Source organism: Paractinoplanes abujensis (assembly GCF_014204895.1).
In the GTDB taxonomy this organism is placed as follows: domain Bacteria; phylum Actinomycetota; class Actinomycetes; order Mycobacteriales; family Micromonosporaceae; genus Actinoplanes; species Actinoplanes abujensis.
Window position 1 is genome coordinate 4,815,691 of record NZ_JACHMF010000001.1, and the last position, 18,887, is coordinate 4,834,577.

At 68.8% G+C, this 18,887-nt stretch carries 18 protein-coding genes; 7 read left to right on the plus strand and 11 right to left on the minus strand.

The window, feature by feature from the left end; translation table 11 throughout:
- Both BKA14_RS21710 and BKA14_RS21715 read right to left on the minus strand, forming a co-directional pair.
- Positions 1–1,542: an NCS1 family nucleobase:cation symporter-1 gene (locus tag BKA14_RS21710; RefSeq protein ID WP_239092787.1), complete on the minus strand. Its 1,542-nt coding sequence runs from the start codon at positions 1,540–1,542 to the stop codon at positions 1–3.
- A gap of 35 nt (positions 1,543–1,577) precedes the next feature.
- A complete protein-coding gene (locus tag BKA14_RS21715; RefSeq protein WP_184952730.1) occupies positions 1,578–2,294 on the minus strand; it encodes a GntR family transcriptional regulator in 717 nt (238 codons plus the stop codon).
- 160 nt (positions 2,295–2,454) lie between these two features.
- Here BKA14_RS21715 and BKA14_RS21720 point away from each other — a divergent pair, with 160 nt between their 5' ends.
- Positions 2,455–3,060: an ATP-dependent Clp protease proteolytic subunit gene (locus BKA14_RS21720; RefSeq protein WP_221477290.1), complete on the plus strand. Its 606-nt coding sequence runs from the start codon at positions 2,455–2,457 to the stop codon at positions 3,058–3,060.
- Between the two features lie 45 nt (positions 3,061–3,105).
- Here BKA14_RS21720 and BKA14_RS21725 read toward each other — a convergent pair whose 3' ends face one another.
- Complete coding sequence (locus tag BKA14_RS21725; RefSeq protein WP_184952731.1) at positions 3,106–3,531, minus strand: uL11 family ribosomal protein; 426 nt, start codon at positions 3,529–3,531, stop codon at positions 3,106–3,108.
- A 145-nt stretch (positions 3,532–3,676) separates the two neighbouring features.
- On the minus strand, positions 3,677–4,465 hold the full coding sequence (locus BKA14_RS21730; RefSeq protein ID WP_239092785.1) for a transglycosylase SLT domain-containing protein: 789 nt from the start codon (positions 4,463–4,465) through the stop codon (positions 3,677–3,679).
- Positions 4,466–4,628: 163 nt separating this feature from the next.
- On the opposite strand from BKA14_RS21730, the gene typA reads away from it, so the two are divergent.
- Positions 4,629–6,494 (plus strand): translational GTPase TypA, encoded by a 1,866-nt coding sequence (gene typA, locus BKA14_RS21735; protein ID WP_184952733.1) that lies wholly within the window; start codon positions 4,629–4,631, stop codon positions 6,492–6,494.
- Between the two features lie 54 nt (positions 6,495–6,548).
- On the opposite strand, the gene BKA14_RS21740 is transcribed toward typA, so the two are convergent.
- Positions 6,549–7,550 carry a TerC family protein gene (locus BKA14_RS21740; protein ID WP_184952734.1) on the minus strand — a complete coding sequence of 334 codons (1,002 nt, stop codon included), beginning with the start codon at positions 7,548–7,550 and terminating at the stop codon, positions 6,549–6,551.
- Positions 7,551–8,209: 659 nt separating this feature from the next.
- On the opposite strand from BKA14_RS21740, the gene BKA14_RS21745 reads away from it, so the two are divergent.
- A complete protein-coding gene (locus BKA14_RS21745) occupies positions 8,210–8,512 on the plus strand; it encodes an antibiotic biosynthesis monooxygenase family protein (protein WP_184952735.1) in 303 nt (100 codons plus the stop codon).
- 364 nt (positions 8,513–8,876) lie between these two features.
- Here the strand turns inward: BKA14_RS21745 and BKA14_RS21750 are convergent, their stop codons facing one another.
- The 5 genes from BKA14_RS21750 to rpsA form a co-directional block, all read right to left on the minus strand.
- Positions 8,877–9,605: a VOC family protein gene (locus tag BKA14_RS21750; protein ID WP_184952736.1), complete on the minus strand. Its 729-nt coding sequence runs from the start codon at positions 9,603–9,605 to the stop codon at positions 8,877–8,879.
- Positions 9,606–9,652: 47 nt separating this feature from the next.
- A complete protein-coding gene (locus tag BKA14_RS21755) occupies positions 9,653–10,549 on the minus strand; it encodes a GNAT family N-acetyltransferase (RefSeq protein WP_184952737.1) in 897 nt (298 codons plus the stop codon).
- A gap of 36 nt (positions 10,550–10,585) precedes the next feature.
- The gene (uvrB, locus tag BKA14_RS21760) at positions 10,586–12,703 is read right to left on the minus strand and encodes an excinuclease ABC subunit UvrB (RefSeq protein WP_184952738.1); all 2,118 of its coding nucleotides are present in this window, start codon (positions 12,701–12,703) and stop codon (positions 10,586–10,588) included.
- 332 nt (positions 12,704–13,035) lie between these two features.
- A complete protein-coding gene (gene coaE, locus BKA14_RS21765) occupies positions 13,036–14,220 on the minus strand; it encodes a dephospho-CoA kinase (RefSeq protein WP_184952739.1) in 1,185 nt (394 codons plus the stop codon).
- A 108-nt stretch (positions 14,221–14,328) separates the two neighbouring features.
- Entirely contained in the window at positions 14,329–15,846 is a 1,518-nt protein-coding gene (rpsA, locus tag BKA14_RS21770; RefSeq protein WP_184952740.1) for a 30S ribosomal protein S1, read from the minus strand.
- 327 nt (positions 15,847–16,173) lie between these two features.
- On the opposite strand from rpsA, the gene BKA14_RS21775 reads away from it, so the two are divergent.
- Genes BKA14_RS21775 through BKA14_RS21785 form a run of 3 tightly spaced genes read left to right on the plus strand, consistent with a single transcriptional unit; the run spans position 16,174 to position 17,581 of the window.
- On the plus strand, positions 16,174–16,989 hold the full coding sequence (locus BKA14_RS21775) for a class I SAM-dependent methyltransferase (RefSeq protein WP_438861897.1): 816 nt from the start codon (positions 16,174–16,176) through the stop codon (positions 16,987–16,989).
- 48 nt (positions 16,990–17,037) lie between these two features.
- Positions 17,038–17,259: a hypervirulence associated TUDOR domain-containing protein gene (locus tag BKA14_RS21780; protein WP_184952741.1), complete on the plus strand. Its 222-nt coding sequence runs from the start codon at positions 17,038–17,040 to the stop codon at positions 17,257–17,259.
- Complete coding sequence (locus BKA14_RS21785) at positions 17,252–17,581, plus strand: DUF3140 domain-containing protein (RefSeq protein ID WP_184952742.1); 330 nt, start codon at positions 17,252–17,254, stop codon at positions 17,579–17,581. The genes BKA14_RS21780 and BKA14_RS21785 overlap by 8 nt, the downstream gene beginning before the upstream one ends.
- A 3-nt stretch (positions 17,582–17,584) precedes the next feature.
- Here the strand turns inward: BKA14_RS21785 and BKA14_RS21790 are convergent, their stop codons facing one another.
- On the minus strand, positions 17,585–17,920 hold the full coding sequence (locus BKA14_RS21790) for an ArsR/SmtB family transcription factor (protein WP_239092783.1): 336 nt from the start codon (positions 17,918–17,920) through the stop codon (positions 17,585–17,587).
- 230 nt (positions 17,921–18,150) lie between these two features.
- Here BKA14_RS21790 and BKA14_RS21795 point away from each other — a divergent pair, with 230 nt between their 5' ends.
- Positions 18,151–18,600, plus strand: a complete 450-nt coding sequence (locus BKA14_RS21795) for a hypothetical protein (protein WP_184952743.1) — start codon at positions 18,151–18,153, stop codon at positions 18,598–18,600.
- The last annotated feature ends 287 nt before the right edge of the window (positions 18,601–18,887 follow it).

Consider the following 18,887-nt stretch of genomic DNA (forward strand, 5'->3'; position numbering starts at 1 on the left):
TCAGACCGCCGCCCCCGCCGGCTCCTCCTCGACCCGGCTCAGCTGCTTGACCTTGAACACCTCGGCCAGCACGAAGTACACCGCGAAGCCCAGCGCCATGCCGATGAACCAGCTGTACTGGGCCACCGTCTTCATGTGCGGACCGGTCGTCCAGAGCACCGGGACCATGGCGACCGCGGCTCCCACCCCGGTCGAGACGACCGCCGCCGGGTTGTATCCACGCCGATAGTGATAGCGGCCCTCGGGCGACATGGTGAACATGTCATCGACGTCGACCCGCTGGCGGCGGATCAGGTAGTAGTCGGCGATCAGCACTCCGAACAGCGGCCCGATGAAGGCGCCCAGCGTCTCCAGCGTGTAGTGGATGACGTCCGGGTTGTTGTAGAGGTTCCACGGTGTGAGCAGCACCGACCCGACCGCGGCGATCATGCCGCCGGCCCGCCAGCTGATCCTCTGCGGGCTGACGTTGGAGAAGTCGAACGCGGGCGAGATGAAGTTGGCCACGATGTTGATGCCGATGGTCGCGATCGTGAAGGTCAGCGCGCCCAGGGCGATCGCGAAGGTGCTGTCGATGCGCGACACCGTCTCGACCGGGTCGGTGATCAGCTCGCCGAACACCGGCAGGGTCAGCGACGCGGTGACGACGACCAGGATCGCGAAGAACAGGAAGTTCAGCGGCAGGCCGAGCAGGTTGCCCCGTTTGACCGCGGCGAACGACTTGCCGTAGCGGGAGAAGTCGCCGAAGTTGAGCATCGGGCCGGAGAAGTAGGACACCACCAGGGCGATCGCGCCCAGCATGACCGGCACCGCGTCCCAGCCGTGATACCGCACGTCGCCCAGGTTGAGGTCGATCTCGCTCCAGCCCGCCCGGTAGATCAGGTAGCCGCAGAGCAGGATCATCACGACGTAGACGGCCGGGCCGCAGAAGTCGATGAACTTGCGGATCGTCTCCATGCCGGTCCAGAACACGGCCGCCTGCAGAACCCAGAGCAGCGCGTACGTGCACCACCCGAGCAGCGGCAGGCCGAGGAAGCCGTACTGGTCGACGTCGGCGTACGGGGCCAGGCCGGGCCAGAACTTGAGGACCACGACGTCGAGCGCGGCCGAGGCCAGGTAGGTCTGGATGCCGTACCAGGCGACCGCGATCGCGCCCCGGATGATCGCGGGCACGTTCGCCCCCAGCACCCCGAACGCGGCCCGGTTGATCACCGGGTAGGGCACGCCGGTGACCTGGCTGGGCTTGGCCACCAGGTTGCAGAAGAAGTAGACGATCGTGATGCCGACGACCAGCGAGACGAGCACCTGCCAGCTCGACAGGCCCAGCGCGAACAGGCTGCCCGCGGTCACGTAGCCGCCGACGCTGTGCACATCGGACATCCAGAACGCGAAGATGTTGTACGAACCCCAATGCTGTTTCCGCAGAGGCGCCAGGTCCTCATTGGTCAGGCGGGGGTCGTACGTGGGTTTGATGACGCCGCTGCCCACCGGCATGCCGGCGGCTTCGACCATGTCCTGGTGTTTGCTGGTTGTGATGTCGGCCATAGTGGTGACGCTAGGTACCGGCCGTTTCACAGGGATTAGCGGAAATGTATATCTTCCTCGGCTTCGAACAGGCCGGTGTCCACCGGGAGGGCACCGATCGCGGTCTGCAGCCGGTGGTGGTGGGCGGCGAAGACGGCGGCCAGGGCGTCGGCGTCACGCCTCTGGAAGGCGGCCAGCATGCCCGCGTGATCGGCGTGCAACTGCTCCCGCTCCGTGCTGTCCAGATGCGACATCGGCTGCAACGGCTCGGTCTGATTCCACGCCAGGTCGAGCATGTGCAGCAGGCGGCGCATCCGGCACGGGCGGATCAGGGCCAGGTGGAAGCGCCGGCTTTCCCGGTGATAAAGGCGCCCGTCGTACGCGGTGATCGCCGCGTCCAAGGCCCGCAGCGCCGAACGGGCCTGAGCGTCGTCGTCCGCGCAGGCCCGTTCCACAGCCGCGCGCAACCCGGCCGTCTCCAGCGCCTCGCGCACCAGGTAGATCTCCGCGAACTCGCGCGCGGTCATCATGGCCACCCGATACCCACCGTTGGGCCGATGATCGACGAGCCCCTCCCCGATCAACGTCATCAGAGCTTCCCGTACGGGGATCCGGCTCACTCCGAACGCGGCCGCCACCGCGTCCACGGGGATGGCCGAGCCCGGCGGCACCTGCCCGTCCAGGATGATGCTGCGCAGCTCGTCCTGCGGGCTCCCGAGCGGCCGGTCGGTCAAGCGCGAGATCAGCACCGATCGGCGCCGGGGTCCGGGCATGACGGGAATCTAGACGGGGTCCGTTACAAAGCCGGTCACCTGCGCCTCCTCCGCTGTGGCCCGCGTCACTCCCTCTACGCAAGCACCTCTCTGCCCTCAGCGGAAGGGGAAGTCGGGGCCGGAGGGTCTGATTAGGCTGAAGGACACTCGCCTGGGAGGTATGTCGGTGGAGATGCGCCACGATCCGATGCGGTGGGGTCAGCCGCCACAGTCGCCGGAGTCCTCGTCGCCGGGCCTGCCGGGCTGGCTCGAGGAGAAGCTTTTCGACCAGCGGATCGTGATGGTCCGCGGCCAGCTCACCTCGGAGGCCGCCTCGGGCATCGCCGCGGCCCTGATGACGCTCGACGCGCACGGCCCGGCCCCGGTGCAGCTGCACGTGGCCAGCGCCGGAGGCGAGCTCGGGGCCGCGCTCTCGGTCATCGACGTGATCGACTCCATGGCCGCGCCCGTGCAGGCCGTCGTCACGTCGCAGGCGGGCGGGGCCGTCGTGGCCCTGCTGGCCGCGGCCGAGCGCCGCGCGGCGTACCGGCACGCCCGGTTCAAGCTCAACGAGCCCCGCTCGGCCGGCGTCACCGGCACCGCCGACGAGGTGGCCCGGGCCGCCGGGCAGCACCTGCGCGAGCTCGAAGAGATCACGCTGCGACTGGTCGAGGTGACCGGTCAGTCCCGCAGCCGCGTCGAGGACGACATGTCCGCCGGCCGCAGCCTGACCGCGCAGGAGGCCCTGGAGTACGGGCTGATCGACGAGATCCTCGGCAAGGCATGAAAAACGGGCCCCGGGATCACCCGGGGCCCGTTTTCACAGACGGGATCAGACGTTGACCTTCACGCCCATGGAACGGGCGGTGCCGGAGACGATCTGGATCGCGGCGTCGATGTCGTTCGCGTTGAGGTCGGGAAGCTTGCGCTCGGCGATCTCCTTGACCTGGGTCGCGCTGAGCGTGCCCACGGTCTGGGTCAGCGGGTTGGACGCGCCCGACTGGATGCCCAGAGCCTTGCGGATCAGGAAGCTGGTCGGCGGCGTCTTGTAGGCCAGCGTGTGGCTGCGGTCCTCGTAGACCGAGACGATGACCGGGATGATCTCGCCGCGGTTCTTCGCCGTCGCCTCGTCGTACTCGACCTTGACGGCACGCATGTTGGCCCCGGTCGGACCAAGCATCTTGCCGAGGTCGACCATCGCGGCGTTACCCGCCTCAAGCGCGAGGGTTACCTCATGAGTCTTCTTCTTGGGCGGCATTGCGTAGGGCTCCTTAGGGTGAGCTGCAAGCTTTGATGACGCAGCTCGCCAGCTACTAACACACGACAACCCCGAGACCTTACACTCGCCGCGATAAGCGGGTCAAAACGGGTCTCGGGTACTGCCCACTAGTGTATCTCGGGCCTCAGAACTGGTCGCACTCGCACCGGCTCATCAGCGAGCGCACCGCCGCCACGTACTCCGGGTTGGGCAGGGTCTTGGTCTCGGCGGCCGCCTCGATCGCCCCCTGACCCGCGTTGTAACCCGAGATGACCACGTTCAGCAGGCACCACGAGGTGTGCGACTTGCACTTGCTGGTGCTCAGGTTGTAGTTCTCCTTGAAGTAGTTCTGCCCCGCCCACCGGGTGAACCAAGCGATGTAGTTGGCCCCGGCATACGCGTTGTCCTTGTAGTTCTTCGCGTCGTACTGAAGGCCGAACCGGTTGTTGACGAAGTCGACGGTGTCCGGCATGACCTGCATGACACCCGTGCCGCCGTCGCAGTTGTGGATGTTGGTCTGCCAGCCGCTCTCCTGCCAGGCGATCGCCTTGACGAGCGGATAATTCAACTTCAAGGTCGGAGCTTCCGTACGCCAGTAGACGCGCGCCGAGGCCGACTTGAGCGCCTTCTTGACCGTCTTCTTGGCCACCGGCTTCGTCTTGTCGTAGTGCGCGCAGGCCGGCAGCTCGCTCCAGAACGCGGGCTGGGTAGGCTCGGTGGCTTTCGGCGTTTTTGTCGTTTTCCTGGGCTTGGGCGCTGTGGTGGTCACCACCGGTTCCGGCGTCGGCGACTCCGTGATCGGCTCGAACTCGGGCTCCTCGGCGACCGGCGAAGCCGATTCCGTGGCCGCGGGCGGAGCCGCCACGTCGTCGTCCCCGCCGCCGACCAGGCCGCACCCGGCTACCACGGCCAGCGTGGCCAGTGCCGCTGCCACCTGCAATCTTCGTGCCATCAACCCGATCGCCCTCCCCCGTTCGCACTGTCGAGGGGCACGCTAGCCCTCGGCCACACCCGGCCGCTGCACCCTTAAAGCAGGACTGAAACGTCGATCGAACCCCGAGCCTCCGATCGCAACCTGGACCGGGGACAATGGTGGTATGCAGACCCGCACCGACCTACGCAACGTCGCCATCATCGCTCACGTCGACCATGGCAAAACCACCCTGGTCGACGCCATGTTGCGTCAGGGCAGCCAGTCCCACGCGCGCGGCGAGATGGCCGACCGCGTCATGGACTCCATGGACCTGGAGCGGGAAAAGGGCATCACCATTCTCGCCAAGAACACGGCGATCAGCTACCAGCCCGCCGAAGGTGACCCCGTCACCATCAACATCATCGACACCCCGGGCCACGCCGACTTCGGCGGTGAGGTCGAGCGCGGCCTCACCATGGTCGACGGCGTCGCCCTGCTCGTCGACGCCTCCGAGGGCCCGCTGCCGCAGACCCGCTTCGTGCTGCGCAAGGCGCTGGCGGCCAAGCTCCCGATCATCCTGATCATCAACAAGGTCGACCGGCCCGACGCCCGCATCAAGGAGGTCGTCGACGAGACGTACGAGCTCTTCCTCGACCTCGACGCCGACGAGCACCAGATCGAGTTCCCGATCGTCTACGCCTGCGCCCGCGACGGCATCGCCTCGCTGACCCAGCCCAAGGACGGCACCGTCCCGGAAGACTCGGCCGACCTCGAGGTGCTGTTCAGCACGATCCTGGAGACCATTCCCGCGCCCACCTACACCGAGGGCGCCCCGCTCCAGGCGCACGTCGTCAACCTCGACGCCTCGAACTTCCTCGGCCGGCTCGCGCTGTGCCGGGTGCACGAGGGCACGATCCGCAAGGGTCAGACCGTCGCCTGGTGCAAGACCGACGGCACGATCAGCAACGTCCGCATCTCCGAGCTGCTGATCACCGAGGGCCTCGACCGCAAGCCGGCCGAGAGCGCCGGTCCGGGCGACATCATGGCCGTGGCCGGCATCGCCGAGATCATGATCGGCGAGACGCTGGCCGACGCGGAGAACCCCAAGCCGCTTCCCCTGATCACCGTGGACGAGCCGGCCATCTCGATGGTCCTCGGCACCAACACGTCGCCGCTGGTCGGCAAGGTCAAGGGGGCCAAGGTCACGGCCCGCATGGTCAAGGACCGCCTCGACCGCGAGCTCATCGGTAACGTCTCGCTGCGGGTCCTCCCGACCGAGCGGCCGGACGCCTGGGAGGTCCAGGGTCGTGGCGAGCTCGCGCTGGCCATCCTGGTCGAGCAGATGCGCCGCGAGAACTACGAGCTTACCGTGGGCAAGCCGCAGGTAGTCACCAAGACCATCGACGGCAAGCTCCACGAGCCGGTCGAGCGGCTCACGATCGACGCCCCCGATGAATACATGGGCGCCATCACCACGCTGCTGTCCACCCGCAAGGGCCGGATGGAAGAGCTGATCAACCACGGCACCGGCTGGCTGCGCATGGAGTGGCTGGTCCCGGCGCGCGGCCTGATCGGCTTCCGGACGGAGTTCCTGACCGAGACCCGCGGCACCGGCATCATGCACCACCTGTTCGAGGACTACGAGCCGTGGTTCGGTGAGCTGCGCACCCGCAACAACGGCTCGCTCGTGGCCGACCGCGCGGGCGCCGTCACCCCGTTCGCGATGATCAACATCCAGGAGCGTGGTCAGCTGTTCGTCGAGCCGACCACCGAGGTCTACGAGGGCATGATCGTCGGTGAGAACTCCCGTGAGGACGACATGGACGTCAACATCACCAAGGAGAAGAAGCTCACCAACATGCGCGCGGCCAGCGCCGACAACACCGAGAAGGTGATCCCGCCGCGCAAGCTCTCCCTGGAACAGGCCCTCGAGTTCTGCCGCGAGGACGAGTGCGTCGAGGTCACCCCGGCCGCCGTCCGCATTCGCAAGGTCATCCTCGACCAGCAGACCCGAGGCCGCCAGGCCGCCCGCCGCAAGCACCAGCAGTAAAGACACACGAAAACGGGCGCCGGTTCTCACCGGCGCCCGTTTTTCGTGTGCGTGTCAGGAGGGGGTGCCGGCCAGCTCTTTCCGCCGGTCGCGGGACGACTTGATCAGACTGGCCACCGTGGCGATGCCGAGGGTGCCGATGATAACCAGGAGCGACAGCCAGATCGGGATCTCGGGGGCCCAGTGGACGCCGTCGCCGCCGTTGATGAAGTCGAGGTTGTTGGTGTGCAAGGCCTCGAGGAACAGCTTGACGCCGATGAAGGCGAGCACCGCGGCCAGGCCGTAATTGAGGTAGACCAGGCGTTCGAGCAGGCCGCCCAGCAGGAAGAACAGCTGCCGCAGACCCATCAACGCGAACACGTTGGCCGTGAAGACCAGATACGGCTCCTTGGTGATGCCGAAGATCGCAGGGATTGAGTCGAGCGCGAACAGCAGGTCCGTCGTGCCGATCGCGATCATCACGATCAGCATCGGTGTGAACAGGCGCTTGCCGGTCTCGGTGACCACCGTCATCCGGCCGCTGTCGAACGACGACGACACCGGCAGGGCGCGCTTGGCCCACCGGATCAAGATGTTCTCCTTGAAGTCCTCCTCGTCGTTCTCACCCTCCTTGAGCAGGGTGATCGCCGTGTAGACGAGGAACGCGCCGAAGATGTAGAACACCCACGAGAACTGCGAGATCAGCGCGGCGCCGGCGGCGATGAACAGGCCACGCATGATCAGAGCCAGCACGATGCCGATGAGCAGCACCTTCTGCTGGAACTGCCGCGGCACGGCGAACCGGGCCATGATGATCATGAAGATGAAGAGGTTGTCGACGCTCAGCGAATACTCGGTGAGCCAGCCGGTGTAGAACTCCGCGGCCGGTCCCGCCCCGGCGAAGAACCAGAGGCCACCGCCGAACGCCAACGCGAGGGCGATGTAGAAGGCCACCCAGCCGCCCGACTCTTTCATCGAAGGCTCGTGCGGTCGCCGGCCGATGATCAGAAGGTCGATCGCCAGCACCACGACGACGGCAACCAGGGTGACGATCCACACCCAGGCGGAAATGTTCAACTACAACCTCCGGCAGACACGGTTCGGCGCTGCGCCCGCACCGGGGGTAATCGGCGGGAACAGCGACGTGCGACTGTCGGAGGTCTCTTCCGCCGCCGTCATGCACGAGTGGCGACCGCCGGCCCCGGGCACGCCCTCAGGGGGTGGGCGCTCCGTGTTGACGAGACCGGCACGAGGGAATACTCCCCTCCTACGGCAGCCATTGTGTCGCATCGAACGACCCAACGGCAGAGCACCCCGGGAAAGCGTGTCGAGTCTCTCGGCCCAACCCTCCCCAAACGCTCATCTTCACGTTACCCCGGCGGCCTTCCAGGTATCCGCTCCCGAGACCTTCACTCCTGTTCCTTCGCCACCCGGAACAGGCCCAAGTCAGGCGTTGTGGCCGCCCTCACCCGCGGGCAACTCCGCTTCGTTCCTGCTCACGGCCTGGTGGTCGTCCTCTCCCGCCTGCTCGGGCCCTGTGGTCGCTCTCACCCGTAGGAACTCACCTGCCGGCGGCCTGGTAGTCCTTTCCCGCCAACTCGGCCCTGGTCGGTCTCAGCCGCGCCCAGCTCTGCCCCGTACCCCTCGAAGTCTTGTGATCGCCCGCCAGCCCCAACTCACAAGCTCTAGTGCGTCCTAGGAGGCTAGTTTGTTTGGGTCTGTGGGAGGCTGCCAGCATGGTTCTTGAGGTTGCGCTGATCGACATCACTCCCGGCTCCGAGGACGCCTTCGCCGCGGCCTACCGGACGGGCCATCCGATCCTGGCCGGCACGCCGGGGTGCCGCTCAGTGCGCATGACCCGTGGCATCGAGTCGGCGTCCCGGTTCGTGCTGCTCGTCGAGTGGGACGACGTCGAAGCCCATGAGAAGAACTTCCGCGCCACCGAACGCTTCCAGCAGTGGCGCGACCTGATCGGGCCCTACTTCGCCAACCCGCCGCTGGTTGAGCACTACGTCGACGTTCCCGCCGACGAAAGCTGAAGCGACGCCCCTGAGCCTCAGAGCGAGCAGGGCCAGGCTGAGCAGGCCGGGCTGAGCAGGGCCGGCTTGAGCGGAAGTGCTCCAGCGGGCCGGCTCCGTCGGTGCCGGTGCCCGCTCGGGCGGCGGGTGCCGGCTACGTCGGTGGCGGTGCCCGCTCGGACGGTGGGCGCAAACTCGGGCGGTGGGCGCCGGTGGCGGTGCCCGCTCGGACGGTGGGCGCGAACTCGGGCGGTGGGCGCCGGCTACGTCGGTGGCGGTGCCCGCTCGGACGGTGGGCGGTGGGCGGCGGGCGCCGGCTCAGGCGGCGGGCGGCGGGCACCCGCTCAGTCCGGGTGAGGCAGCTCAGTCGGAGGCGCGGCCCGGCTCAGTCGGTGGCGGGGTCGCCGCTGGTCAAGCAGTACACGCCGCCTGCGGGGTCGCGGAACGTGGACCAGTGCGGCCACTCCCCCACTAACGTGGCGCCCAGGGACTCGTGCCAGGTGCGGGCGGCCGGGATGTCGGAGCACGAGACGTCCAGGTGGATCGAGGCCGGCCGGTCCGAGTCGAGCCGCTGGAACAGGAAGCGGATCGGGACCGGGGGCTGTGGCTGCAGGCGTACGAACTCGTCGGCCTGCTCACCTTCGTCCAGTTCCCAGCCGGTCAGTGTCCGCCAGAAGTGCACCTCGCGGTCGTACTCGGCCGGCGCCAGGTCGAAGCAGAGCTGGTGGGGGCGCAGCGTCACGCCACCCGGCCCGCCGTACGGTCGCGGCCGCACATGCTGGTCACGCCACGTCGCCGTGCAGAAGCGCAGGCCGGCCGGGGAACGGAGCGTCTGCCAGTCGCCGTGGTCGGCCAGGACGGTCCCGCCCGCCGTCAGGGCCCGGCCGTTGAAACCGGCGCGGTCGTCGACCCAGATGTCGGGGTGGTGACCGCCGGGACCTTCGCGGACGCCTTGGAGTTCGAGCCAGTCGTCGCCGGCCGCTGTCCGCAGCCGTACGAACCCGGGATGCTTCTGCGGCGCGGGAGTGGACCCGGTGATCGTCGCCCAGAACGTGACGGCGTCGTCGAGCTTTTCGGAGGGCCGGTCGAGGAAGGCGTCCACCCAGCGAATCATGCCCGTCGCGTACCCGGCCGGGCGCGTCTGATGCCGGGAACAGCCGATCAGACGGGTCGCTGGTACCGGGCCCGCAGCCCTCGCTCCACGAAACCCAGCCGGCGGTAGAGCGCCGCCGCCCCCGGGTTGTTGATGTTGACGGTCAGCCAGGCGTGGTCGGCCTCACCGGCGGAGCGCATGCGGGTCAGCGCCTCGGTGATCAGGGCCGCCCCGAGACCCCGGCGCCTGGCGAACGGCACCACGCCGGCCTGCACGATCCAGCCCCGGGCGGCCACCACGAACCCGGCGTCGCCCAGGCCGGGCAGCGTCACCAGCAGGGAGCAGCCGGGCAGGAAGTCCTCGTCCTCCTCGTTCTCGGCGATCCACTCCTCGGCCGGGTCGCCGGGGAAGCCGGGCCGGTCGCGGAACGACGCGTCATACGTCGTGTGGAAGCGCCGGGCGATCGCGGGCCCGTCCCAGGCCGTGACGGTCGCCCCGCTGGGCCACTCGGCCGGGGGCAGGTCGAGGTCGTCGATGCGCATGACGTCCTCGGCGAAGGTCTGCCGCAGGCCCCGCGACTCGAACAGCTCCGCCGCGTCGTCGGTCATCGTCTCCGACTCCACGGTCACGACCCGATCACCGGTCGAGGCCGCCGGGCCCACGGAGCCCGCCGAGGCCGCGAGCGCCAGCCCGCGATCGAGCACCTCGGCGCCAAGCCCGCGCCCTCGTGCGTCAGGGTCGACAAGACCGGTGAAGAACGGCCCGGACCGGACCGCCCCGGCGGCGAGCAGCGAACCGTCCTCGGCGGCCAGCCCGAAGCCCTGGGCCCAGCGCCGCCCGAGGAAAGCCGGGTCGGTCGCCAGCGGCATCCCGCCGTCGGCCGCGTAGCACCGCTCGGCCAGGGCGAGCAGCTCCGCGGGCAGGCCGGTCAGCTCGATCCACGTGGTGTCGCCGGTCGCAGTCATCCGGCCACATTAGCCAGGGCGGCCGGACGGCTCGAACTATTTCACCCCCGCAGCGTCCATGCCCCGCAGCTCCTTCTTGAGCTCACTCATCTCGTCCCGGATCCGGGCCGCCAGCTCGAACTGCAGCTCGCGCGCCGCCCCCAGCATCTGCTCGTTGAGATCCTGGATGAGCTGCGCCAGCTCCGTGCGGGCCATGCCCTTGGCGGCCGTGGCCCCGGCCGCGGCGCGGCCCTTCGACCTGGTCTCGGGCACCGGCGCCTTGCCGCGCGAGATCTGCCGGCCGCCGCCGCCGACCATCGGGTTGACTGCCGCGTCGGTGTCCTCCGCCTCGCGGTAGATGTCGTCGAGGATGTCGTGGATCCGCTTGCGCAGCGCCTGCGGGGTGATGCCGTTGGCCTTGTTGTGCGCGATCTGCTTGTCGCGGCGCCGGTTGGTCTCCTCGATCGCGTCGCGCATCGACGGGGTCATCTTGTCGGCATACATGTGGACCTCGCCCGAGACGTTTCGGGCGGCGCGGCCGATGGTCTGGATCAGCGACCGGCCGGAGCGCAGGAAGCCCTCCTTGTCGGCGTCGAGGATCGCAACCAGCGACACCTCGGGCAGGTCGAGACCTTCGCGCAGCAGGTTGATGCCGACGAGCACGTCGTAGTCGCCCTTGCGCAACTCCTTGAGCAGCTCGACGCGGCGCAGCGTGTCCACCTCGGAGTGCAGGTAGCGCACGCGGATGCCGTTCTCGAGCAGATAGTCCGTGAGGTCCTCGGCCATCTTCTTGGTCAGCGTCGTGACCAGCACCCGCTCGTCGCGTTCGGTGCGCAGCTTGATCTCGTGCATGAGGTCGTCGATCTGGCCCTTGGTCGGCTTCACGACCACCTGCGGGTCGATCAGGCCGGTCGGGCGGATCACCTGCTCGACGAACTCGCCCTGGGCCTGCTGCATCTCCCACGGGCCGGGTGTGGCCGACAGGAACACCATCTGGCCGACCCGCTCGAGGAACTCGTCGAACCGCAGCGGACGGTTGTCGGCCGCGCTGGGCAGCCGGAAGCCGTGCTCGATGAGGATGCGCTTGCGGGACGCGTCACCCTCGTACATGCCGCCGATCTGCGGGATCGTCACGTGGGACTCGTCGATGACCGTGATGTAGTCGTCGGGGAAGTAGTCGAGCAGGGTGAACGACGGCTCGCCGGGTGAGCGGCCGTCCATGTGCATCGAATAGTTCTCGATGCCGTTGCAGAAGCCGACCTGCCGCATCATCTCGACGTCGTACTGCGTGCGCATGCGCAGGCGCTGCGCCTCGAGCAGCTTGCCCTGCCGCTCGAACTCGGCCAGCCGCTCCTCGAGCTCGGCCTCGATCTGGCGGATCGCCCGCTCCATCCGCTCGGGGCCGGCCACGTAGTGCGAGGCCGGGAAGATGACCAGCTGGTCGACCTCGCGGACGATCTCGCCGGTCAGCGGGTGCAGGTAATACAGCTTCTCGATCTCGTCGCCGAACAGCTCGATGCGGACCGCGAGCTCCTCGTAGGCCGGGATGATCTCGAGCGTGTCGCCGCGGACCCGGAACGTGCCCCGCTGGAAGGCCATGTCGTTGCGCGAGTACTGAATGTCGACCAGACGGCGCAGCACCTGGTCACGGTCGATCTCGTCGCCCACCTTGACCGCGACGGAACGATCCAGGTATTCCTGCGGGGTGCCCAGGCCGTAGATCGCGCTCACCGTGGCCACCACGATCGTGTCGCGCCGGGTCAGCAGCGACATCGTGGCCGAGTGGCGCAGGCGCTCGACCTCTTCGTTGACCGACGAGTCCTTCTCGATGTAGGTGTCGGTCTGGGCGATGTAAGCCTCGGGCTGGTAGTAGTCGTAGTAGCTGACGAAGTATTCGACGGCGTTGTTGGGCAGCAGCTCGCGGAACTCTTTGGCGAGCTGAGCGCACAGCGTCTTGTTGGGCGCGAGCACGAGCGCGGGCCGCTGCAGCTTCTCGATCAGCCACGCGGTCGTCGCGCTCTTGCCCGTGCCGGTCGCGCCGAGCAGCACCGTGTGGCGATCGCCGCTCCGGACCCGCCGGTCGAGCTCGGCGATGGCCGCCGGCTGGTCACCGGCAGGCTGGAATTCGCTGACGACCTCGAAGCGGCCGTCGAGTCGTGGGATGTCGAGCGCCATGGAAACCACCGTACGTCGAGGGTCTGACAAGTTTCGGCCGCCGCCGTGGAGCACGCGTGCGGTGGGTGCACATTCGGCCCCGTCCGGCGGCATTGTTAGGCGTTGCGTGGCCCGCCTAACCTGTTCGGGTAGGCCGCTCGCGGCGGCCGCCCGGCATCGAGCGGGATCATCAAACGGTCCCCTCGGCCGGCCCGTGGTTGTTGCGCCCCGGCTCACGGCGAGCGCACCCGCTGGTGGTCGCGCTGTGCGCTGACCGGCCGCCGCGAGCGCCCTTCTTTCAACCCCACGATCAAAACCAGCATTCCGTACGCGTCATCGCGTACGGGGGAATCTCAGGGGCTCGGCTGCCATCCGGTGGCCTCGGCCCAGTCGTCGGCGGCCACGGCCTCCTCGTCGAACCAGGGTTCCTTCGCGTCGCCGTACGTGTAGCGGTCCTGATGTTCCGCCGCCCAGCGTTCCTTGGCCGCCGCGTAGCCGTCGCGGGCCTCGGGCACGGCCCGCAGGTGGTCGCGCATCAGCAGGGCGAACCGCCACCCGGGGGAACCGGTCACCCGGACGTGCAGGTTGACCGTACGGCCGGGGTCGGCCCCGCCGTGCAGGCGCTTGGGCCACGTCTGGCCGGGCAGGCCACGCGCGTTGTCGTACCACTCCCCCGACCGGCGCGGGAAGCCCGCCGCACCCAGCGGGTCGGCCAGCGCGTCGGCCTCGTCGAGGGTCCGGACGGCCAGCATGAGGTCGATGATGTCCTTGGCGGGCAGCCCGGGCACGGCGGTCGAGCCGATGTGCGAGACCTTGTTGCCGGCGGGCAGCGCGTGCTCGATCCGCGCGATCAGCCGGGCCGCCTGGTCGGGCCACGTCGGGTCGGCCTCGGCGATGTGCAGGCGGCGGTCGGCGCGGGCCGAGCAGCCGGTGCGCAGATTTTCCTCGTACGGCTTCAGGCGCAGTTTGTACAGCTTGTCGACGCGGGCGTGCAGGTCGTCGAGGGTGCCGTCGTTGGTCAGCACCACGTCGGCGGCGCGGCGGCGGTCGGTGTCGGCGGCCTGCGCGGCGATGCGGGCCTCGGCCTGCTCGGCGGTCATGCCGCGGGTTTTCACGAGCCGCCGGATGCGCTGGTCACGGTCGGCCTCGACCACGACGACCAGGTGGTAGGAGGGGGCCAGCCCGGTCTCGACGAGCAGCGGCACGTCGTTGACGACGATCGCCTCGGCGGGCGCCTCGCGGATCAGCGCAGCGGTCCGAGCCCGTACGCGGGGGTGAATGATCTTTTCGAGGGTGCGGCGGGCCGCGTCGTCGCCGAAGACCTCGGCCGCCAGTGCCGGACGGTCGAGATCGCCCTCCGCTGTGACGACGCCCGGACCGAAGGCCGCCACGATCTCGGTCAGCCCCTCGGTGCCCCGGGCCACCACCTCACGGGACAGCACGTCGGCATCGATGATCACCGCACCGCGCTGCGCCAGCCGCCGCGCCACCGCACTCTTGCCCGCCCCGATGCCACCGGTCAGCCCCACTCGCAACACCCGCCCAGTATCCCGGTCAGGGCGACCGAAAGCACGCCTGGGATCCGGGGAACGGCGAAGGCCGCCCCGACCGAAGTCGGGACGGCCTTCAGGAGACCGGAGCTGGGGTCAGCTCTTGCCGCCGGCGAGCTTCTCGCGCAGAGCGGCGAGCGCCTCGTCGGTGGCCAGGGTGCCGGACGGCTCCTCCGACGCGCGCGCCGGGGCCGACGAGCTCGAGGAGCTCGTCGAGGTGGAGGTCGACGACGAGGTGGTCGTGCCACCGGCCGGAGCCGGGTTGAGCGCGGCCTCGGCGTCGGCGTCGCGGGACGCCTGCACCTGCTTGGTGTGGGCCTCCCAGCGCTCGCGGGCGTCGGCGTACTGCTTCTCCCACGCCTCGCGCTGCTTGTCGAAGCCCTCGAGCCACTCGCCCGTCTCGGGGTCGAAGCCCTCCGGGTAGATGTAGTTGCCCTCGGCGTCGTACGTCGCGGCCATGCCGTAGAGGGTCGGGTCGAAGTGCTCCTCGCCCTCGACGAAGCCCTCGTTGGCCTGCTTGAGCGACAGCGAGATCCGGCGGCGCTCCAGGTCGATGTCGATGACCTTGACCAGGACGTCGGAGCCCACCTGGACGACCTGCTCGGGCAGCTCGACGTGCCGCTCGGCCAGCTCGGAGATGTGCACCAGGCCCTCGATGCCGTCGTCCACCCGGACGAAGGCGCCGAACGGAACCAGCTTGGTGACCTTGCCCGGCACGATCTGGTTGATCGCGTGGGTGCGGGCGAACTGGCGCCACGGGTCTTCCTGGGTCGCCTTCAGCGACAGCGAGACGCGCTCGCGGTCCAGGTCGACGTCGAGCACCTCGACCTCGACCTCCTGGCCGACCTCGACAACCTCGGACGGGTGGTCGATGTGCTTCCAGGAGAGCTCGGAGACGTGCACCAGACCGTCGACGCCGCCGAGGTCGACGAACGCGCCGAAGTTGACGATCGAGGACACGACGCCCTTGCGGACCTGGCCCTTCTGCAGCTTGTTGAGGAACTCGGTGCGAACCTCGGACTGCGTCTGCTCGAGCCAGGCCCGGCGGGACAGGACCACGTTGTTGCGGTTCTTGTCCAGCTCGATGATCTTGGCCTCGAGCTCGCGACCCACGTAGGGCTGAAGGTCGCGGACACGACGCATCTCGACCAGGGAGGCCGGCAGGAAGCCACGGAGGCCGATGTCGAGGATGAGACCACCCTTGACGACCTCGATGACGGAGCCGCGAACGACGCCGTCGTCCTCCTTGATCTTCTCGATGGTGCCCCAGGCGCGCTCGTACTGAGCGCGCTTCTTCGAGAGGATCAGACGGCCTTCCTTGTCCTCCTTGGTGAGGACGAGGGCTTCGATGTGGTCACCGACCGACACCACTTCCGCGGGGTCCACGTCATGCTTGATCGACAACTCGCGCGAGGGGATGACACCCTCGGTCTTGTAGCCGATGTCGAGCAGGACCTCGTCCCGATCGACCTTGACGACGGTGCCTTCGACAATGTCGCCGTCGTTGAAGTACTTGATGGTCTCGTCGATGGCGGCGAGGAATGCTTCCTCGGACCCGAGATCGTCGACGGTGACCTTGTTGGCGCTCGAGGTGGCCTCGATGCTGCTCGTCATGTGGACTGTTGCTCCGAACGGATGGATTCGTGGTGTCTCTCGCGCTCCGCGGAACTGCCGGCGGGCACGGCACGAACAACACCAGAAGGATCGGGCAACCCAGAAGGACCAGAATCCTTGCAGTCGATCATGTCGAGACCGACGACCACGGAACCTGCTCCCTGCCGAGGCACACGATCCGCGAGCGCATCGACTAGCTTACCGTGCGCATTACCACAGGTTGCAAGCCCTCCTGACGACCGAGGCACAATGTTCGGCCCAAACCTCGCAGCATGCCCGTAATGTCCGCAATCATGACGTCGGCACGCCGTGCCGTACGGTGTCCGGGTGACCGAGATCAACCTGTCGGGGTCCGACGTGCCCCACCGGCGGGCGATCACCGACGCCGAGAGCCGGGTCGCCAGCCGCGGCTGGTGGGACGCCGACGCCGACGACTACCAAGCCGAACACGGCGGCTTCCTGGGCGATCTCGACTTCGTGTGGTGTCCCGAGGGACTGCGGGAGGCCGACGCCCGGCTGCTCGGCGACGTACGAGGCCGGCGGGTGCTGGAACTCGGGGCGGGTGCGGCCGCGGGCGCCCGCTGGCTCGACGGACAGGGCGCCGAGGTGACCGCCCTCGATCTGTCGGCCGGGATGCTGCGGCACGCGAGACAGGCCGAGGCCCGTACGGGGGTGCGGGTGCCCCTCGTCCAAGCCGACGCGCTGGCCCTGCCGTTCGCGGACAGCGTATTCGACATCGTCTGCACCGCCTTCGGAGCGATCCCGTTCGTGGCCGACTCGGGTGCCGCCATGCGGGAGGTCGCGCGCGTCCTGCGTACGGGAGGGTCCTGGGTCTTCTCGATCACCCACCCGATGCGCTGGATCTTCTGGGACGAGCCCGACGAGACGGGCCTGGTCGCGCGCAACTCCTACTTCGATCGCACGCCCTACGTCGAGACAGACGAAAAAGGCGTTCCCTCGTACGTGGAACAGCACCGCACCCTGGGCGACCGGGTGCGCGAGCTCGTGGCCGCCGGGTTCGTGCTGCGCGATCTGGTCGAACCGGAGTGGCCGGCGGGTCACGAGGAGGTCTGGGGCCAGTGGAGCCCGCTGCGGGGCCGGCTGTTCCCGGGCACCGCGATCTTCGTGGCCGACCTGCGCTGAACTGCGCATCCGCCGTTTCCGCCACGGCCTCCCGGGTATCCCGCTGATATGGCTGAAGCGAATAAAAGCCTGAAAAAGGGCGATGACGTGACCTGGAAGAGCCACGGGCAGACCGTCCACGGCGAGGTCGAACAGAAGATCACGAAGCGCACCGAGACCGCGGGCCGCACCGTCGACGCCTCCCCCGACGACCCGCAGTACAAGGTCAAAAGCGACAAGACCGGGCGCGAGGCGGTCCACAAGCCCGGGGCGCTGAAGAAGGATGGCTGAGCAGGACACGTACGCCGAGTTCAAGGACGCCGTGAACATGACGGCGGGCGAACTGAAGAAGTGGCTCGAGACCGACGAGGCCAAAGACGTGGGCCAGAAGTCGTCGTCGGGCGGCGAGTCGGTCGGCCACGACTCCGGCCGCAAGATCGTGAAGATCCTGGGTACGAAGAAGGCCGACCTCACCGAGGCCGACGAGGCCCACATGCGCAAGGTCGTCGGATACGTGCACCGGCACCTCGCCCAGCGCCCCAAAGGCGACGTCGAGGACACGAAGTGGCGCTACTCCCTGATGAACTGGGGGCACGACCCGCTCAAGAAGTGAAGCTCAGACGGGGAGGCCGGTCTCCAGCAGGGTGCCCATCACGGCCAAGGCCGCCGGGATCATGCGGTAATAGACCCACGTGCCGCGGCGGTCGCTGTCGACCAGGCCGGCCTCACGCAGCACCTTGAGGTGATGCGAGATGGTCGGGCCGGTCAGATGGAACTCGCCGGTCAAGTCGCAGACACACACCTCGCCGCCGCGGGCCGAGGCGATCATCGACAACAGCCGCAGGCGCACCGGGTCACCCAAGGCCTTGAACATCGGCGCGAACGCGTCGGCCTGAGCCGAGTCGAGCGGTTCACGGGTGAGCGACCCGCCCCCGCTGCTGGAAATCCCCATCGTTTGGCTCCCCATGGCCACACCCTTGCAAAGCCCCGCAACCACGGCCCGATCAAGCCCGATCACGGTGCGCATCCCCCTGGCGGCCGCGCAATGCACGACCGCGGAGAGCGTACGCCAGAAGACCGCCCGGCGGCGTCGCCGGACAATGCCGTGTTCGCCACTCCGGGCCGGCGCCAGGGGAAATCGGCTGATCGGCCGGGCGCACCGGCCCCAATAGACTTACGCCCATGGGGGACAACGGGGCACGGCAGGGAATCCGGGAACTCGTTCAGGTCGCCATGATGTGGCTCGGCTTCGGCGAACCCGAGGAATCGGCGGCCCCGGCCCGCACGGGAGCGGCGTTCCTGCTCGTGCAGACCGTGGCCGCGATCGTGCTGGCCATTGCAGCCGGGGTCATCTACGCCGCGGTCAAGGAGGACGCGGTGCCGGCCACCTGGCCACTCCCCTACCTCCTGCTGGTCCTCCCGCTGGCGATCGCCGTGGCCCGCCGGCCGGGCGCCGCGCCCCTCCCGCTCGCCGCGGCCCTGCCCGCCGGCGCGCTGACCGCCGCGGCCGCCCTGGCCCTGCTGCCCGGCTCGGGCTTCTGGGCGTGGTTCACCGCCCTGGCCGCCGCAGCCCTGACGGCGGGCGCCGCCTTCGGAGCGGTCGCCGCCCGCCGCACACGCGTCTCCGCCTGAGCCCCTGCGCCGCCCACCGCCCGGCACGGCCCGAGCGAAGCCGCCCGCCACGAACGCGTCTCCGCAAACCCTCACACCGACCGGCGCTTGGTGCGGTCTGAGCGAAGCCGCCCAGCGCGAACACATCTCCGCCCCAACCTCACACCGCCGACCGCTCGGCGGCGTCTGGGGGGCGCCGCACGGCACGAGAAGGGGCCCGGCACGAGAAGACGCGCAGCGCGAGGGGTGCCCGGCACGAGACGACGCCCGACACGAGAAGACGCCCGACGCGAGACGACGCGCAGCAC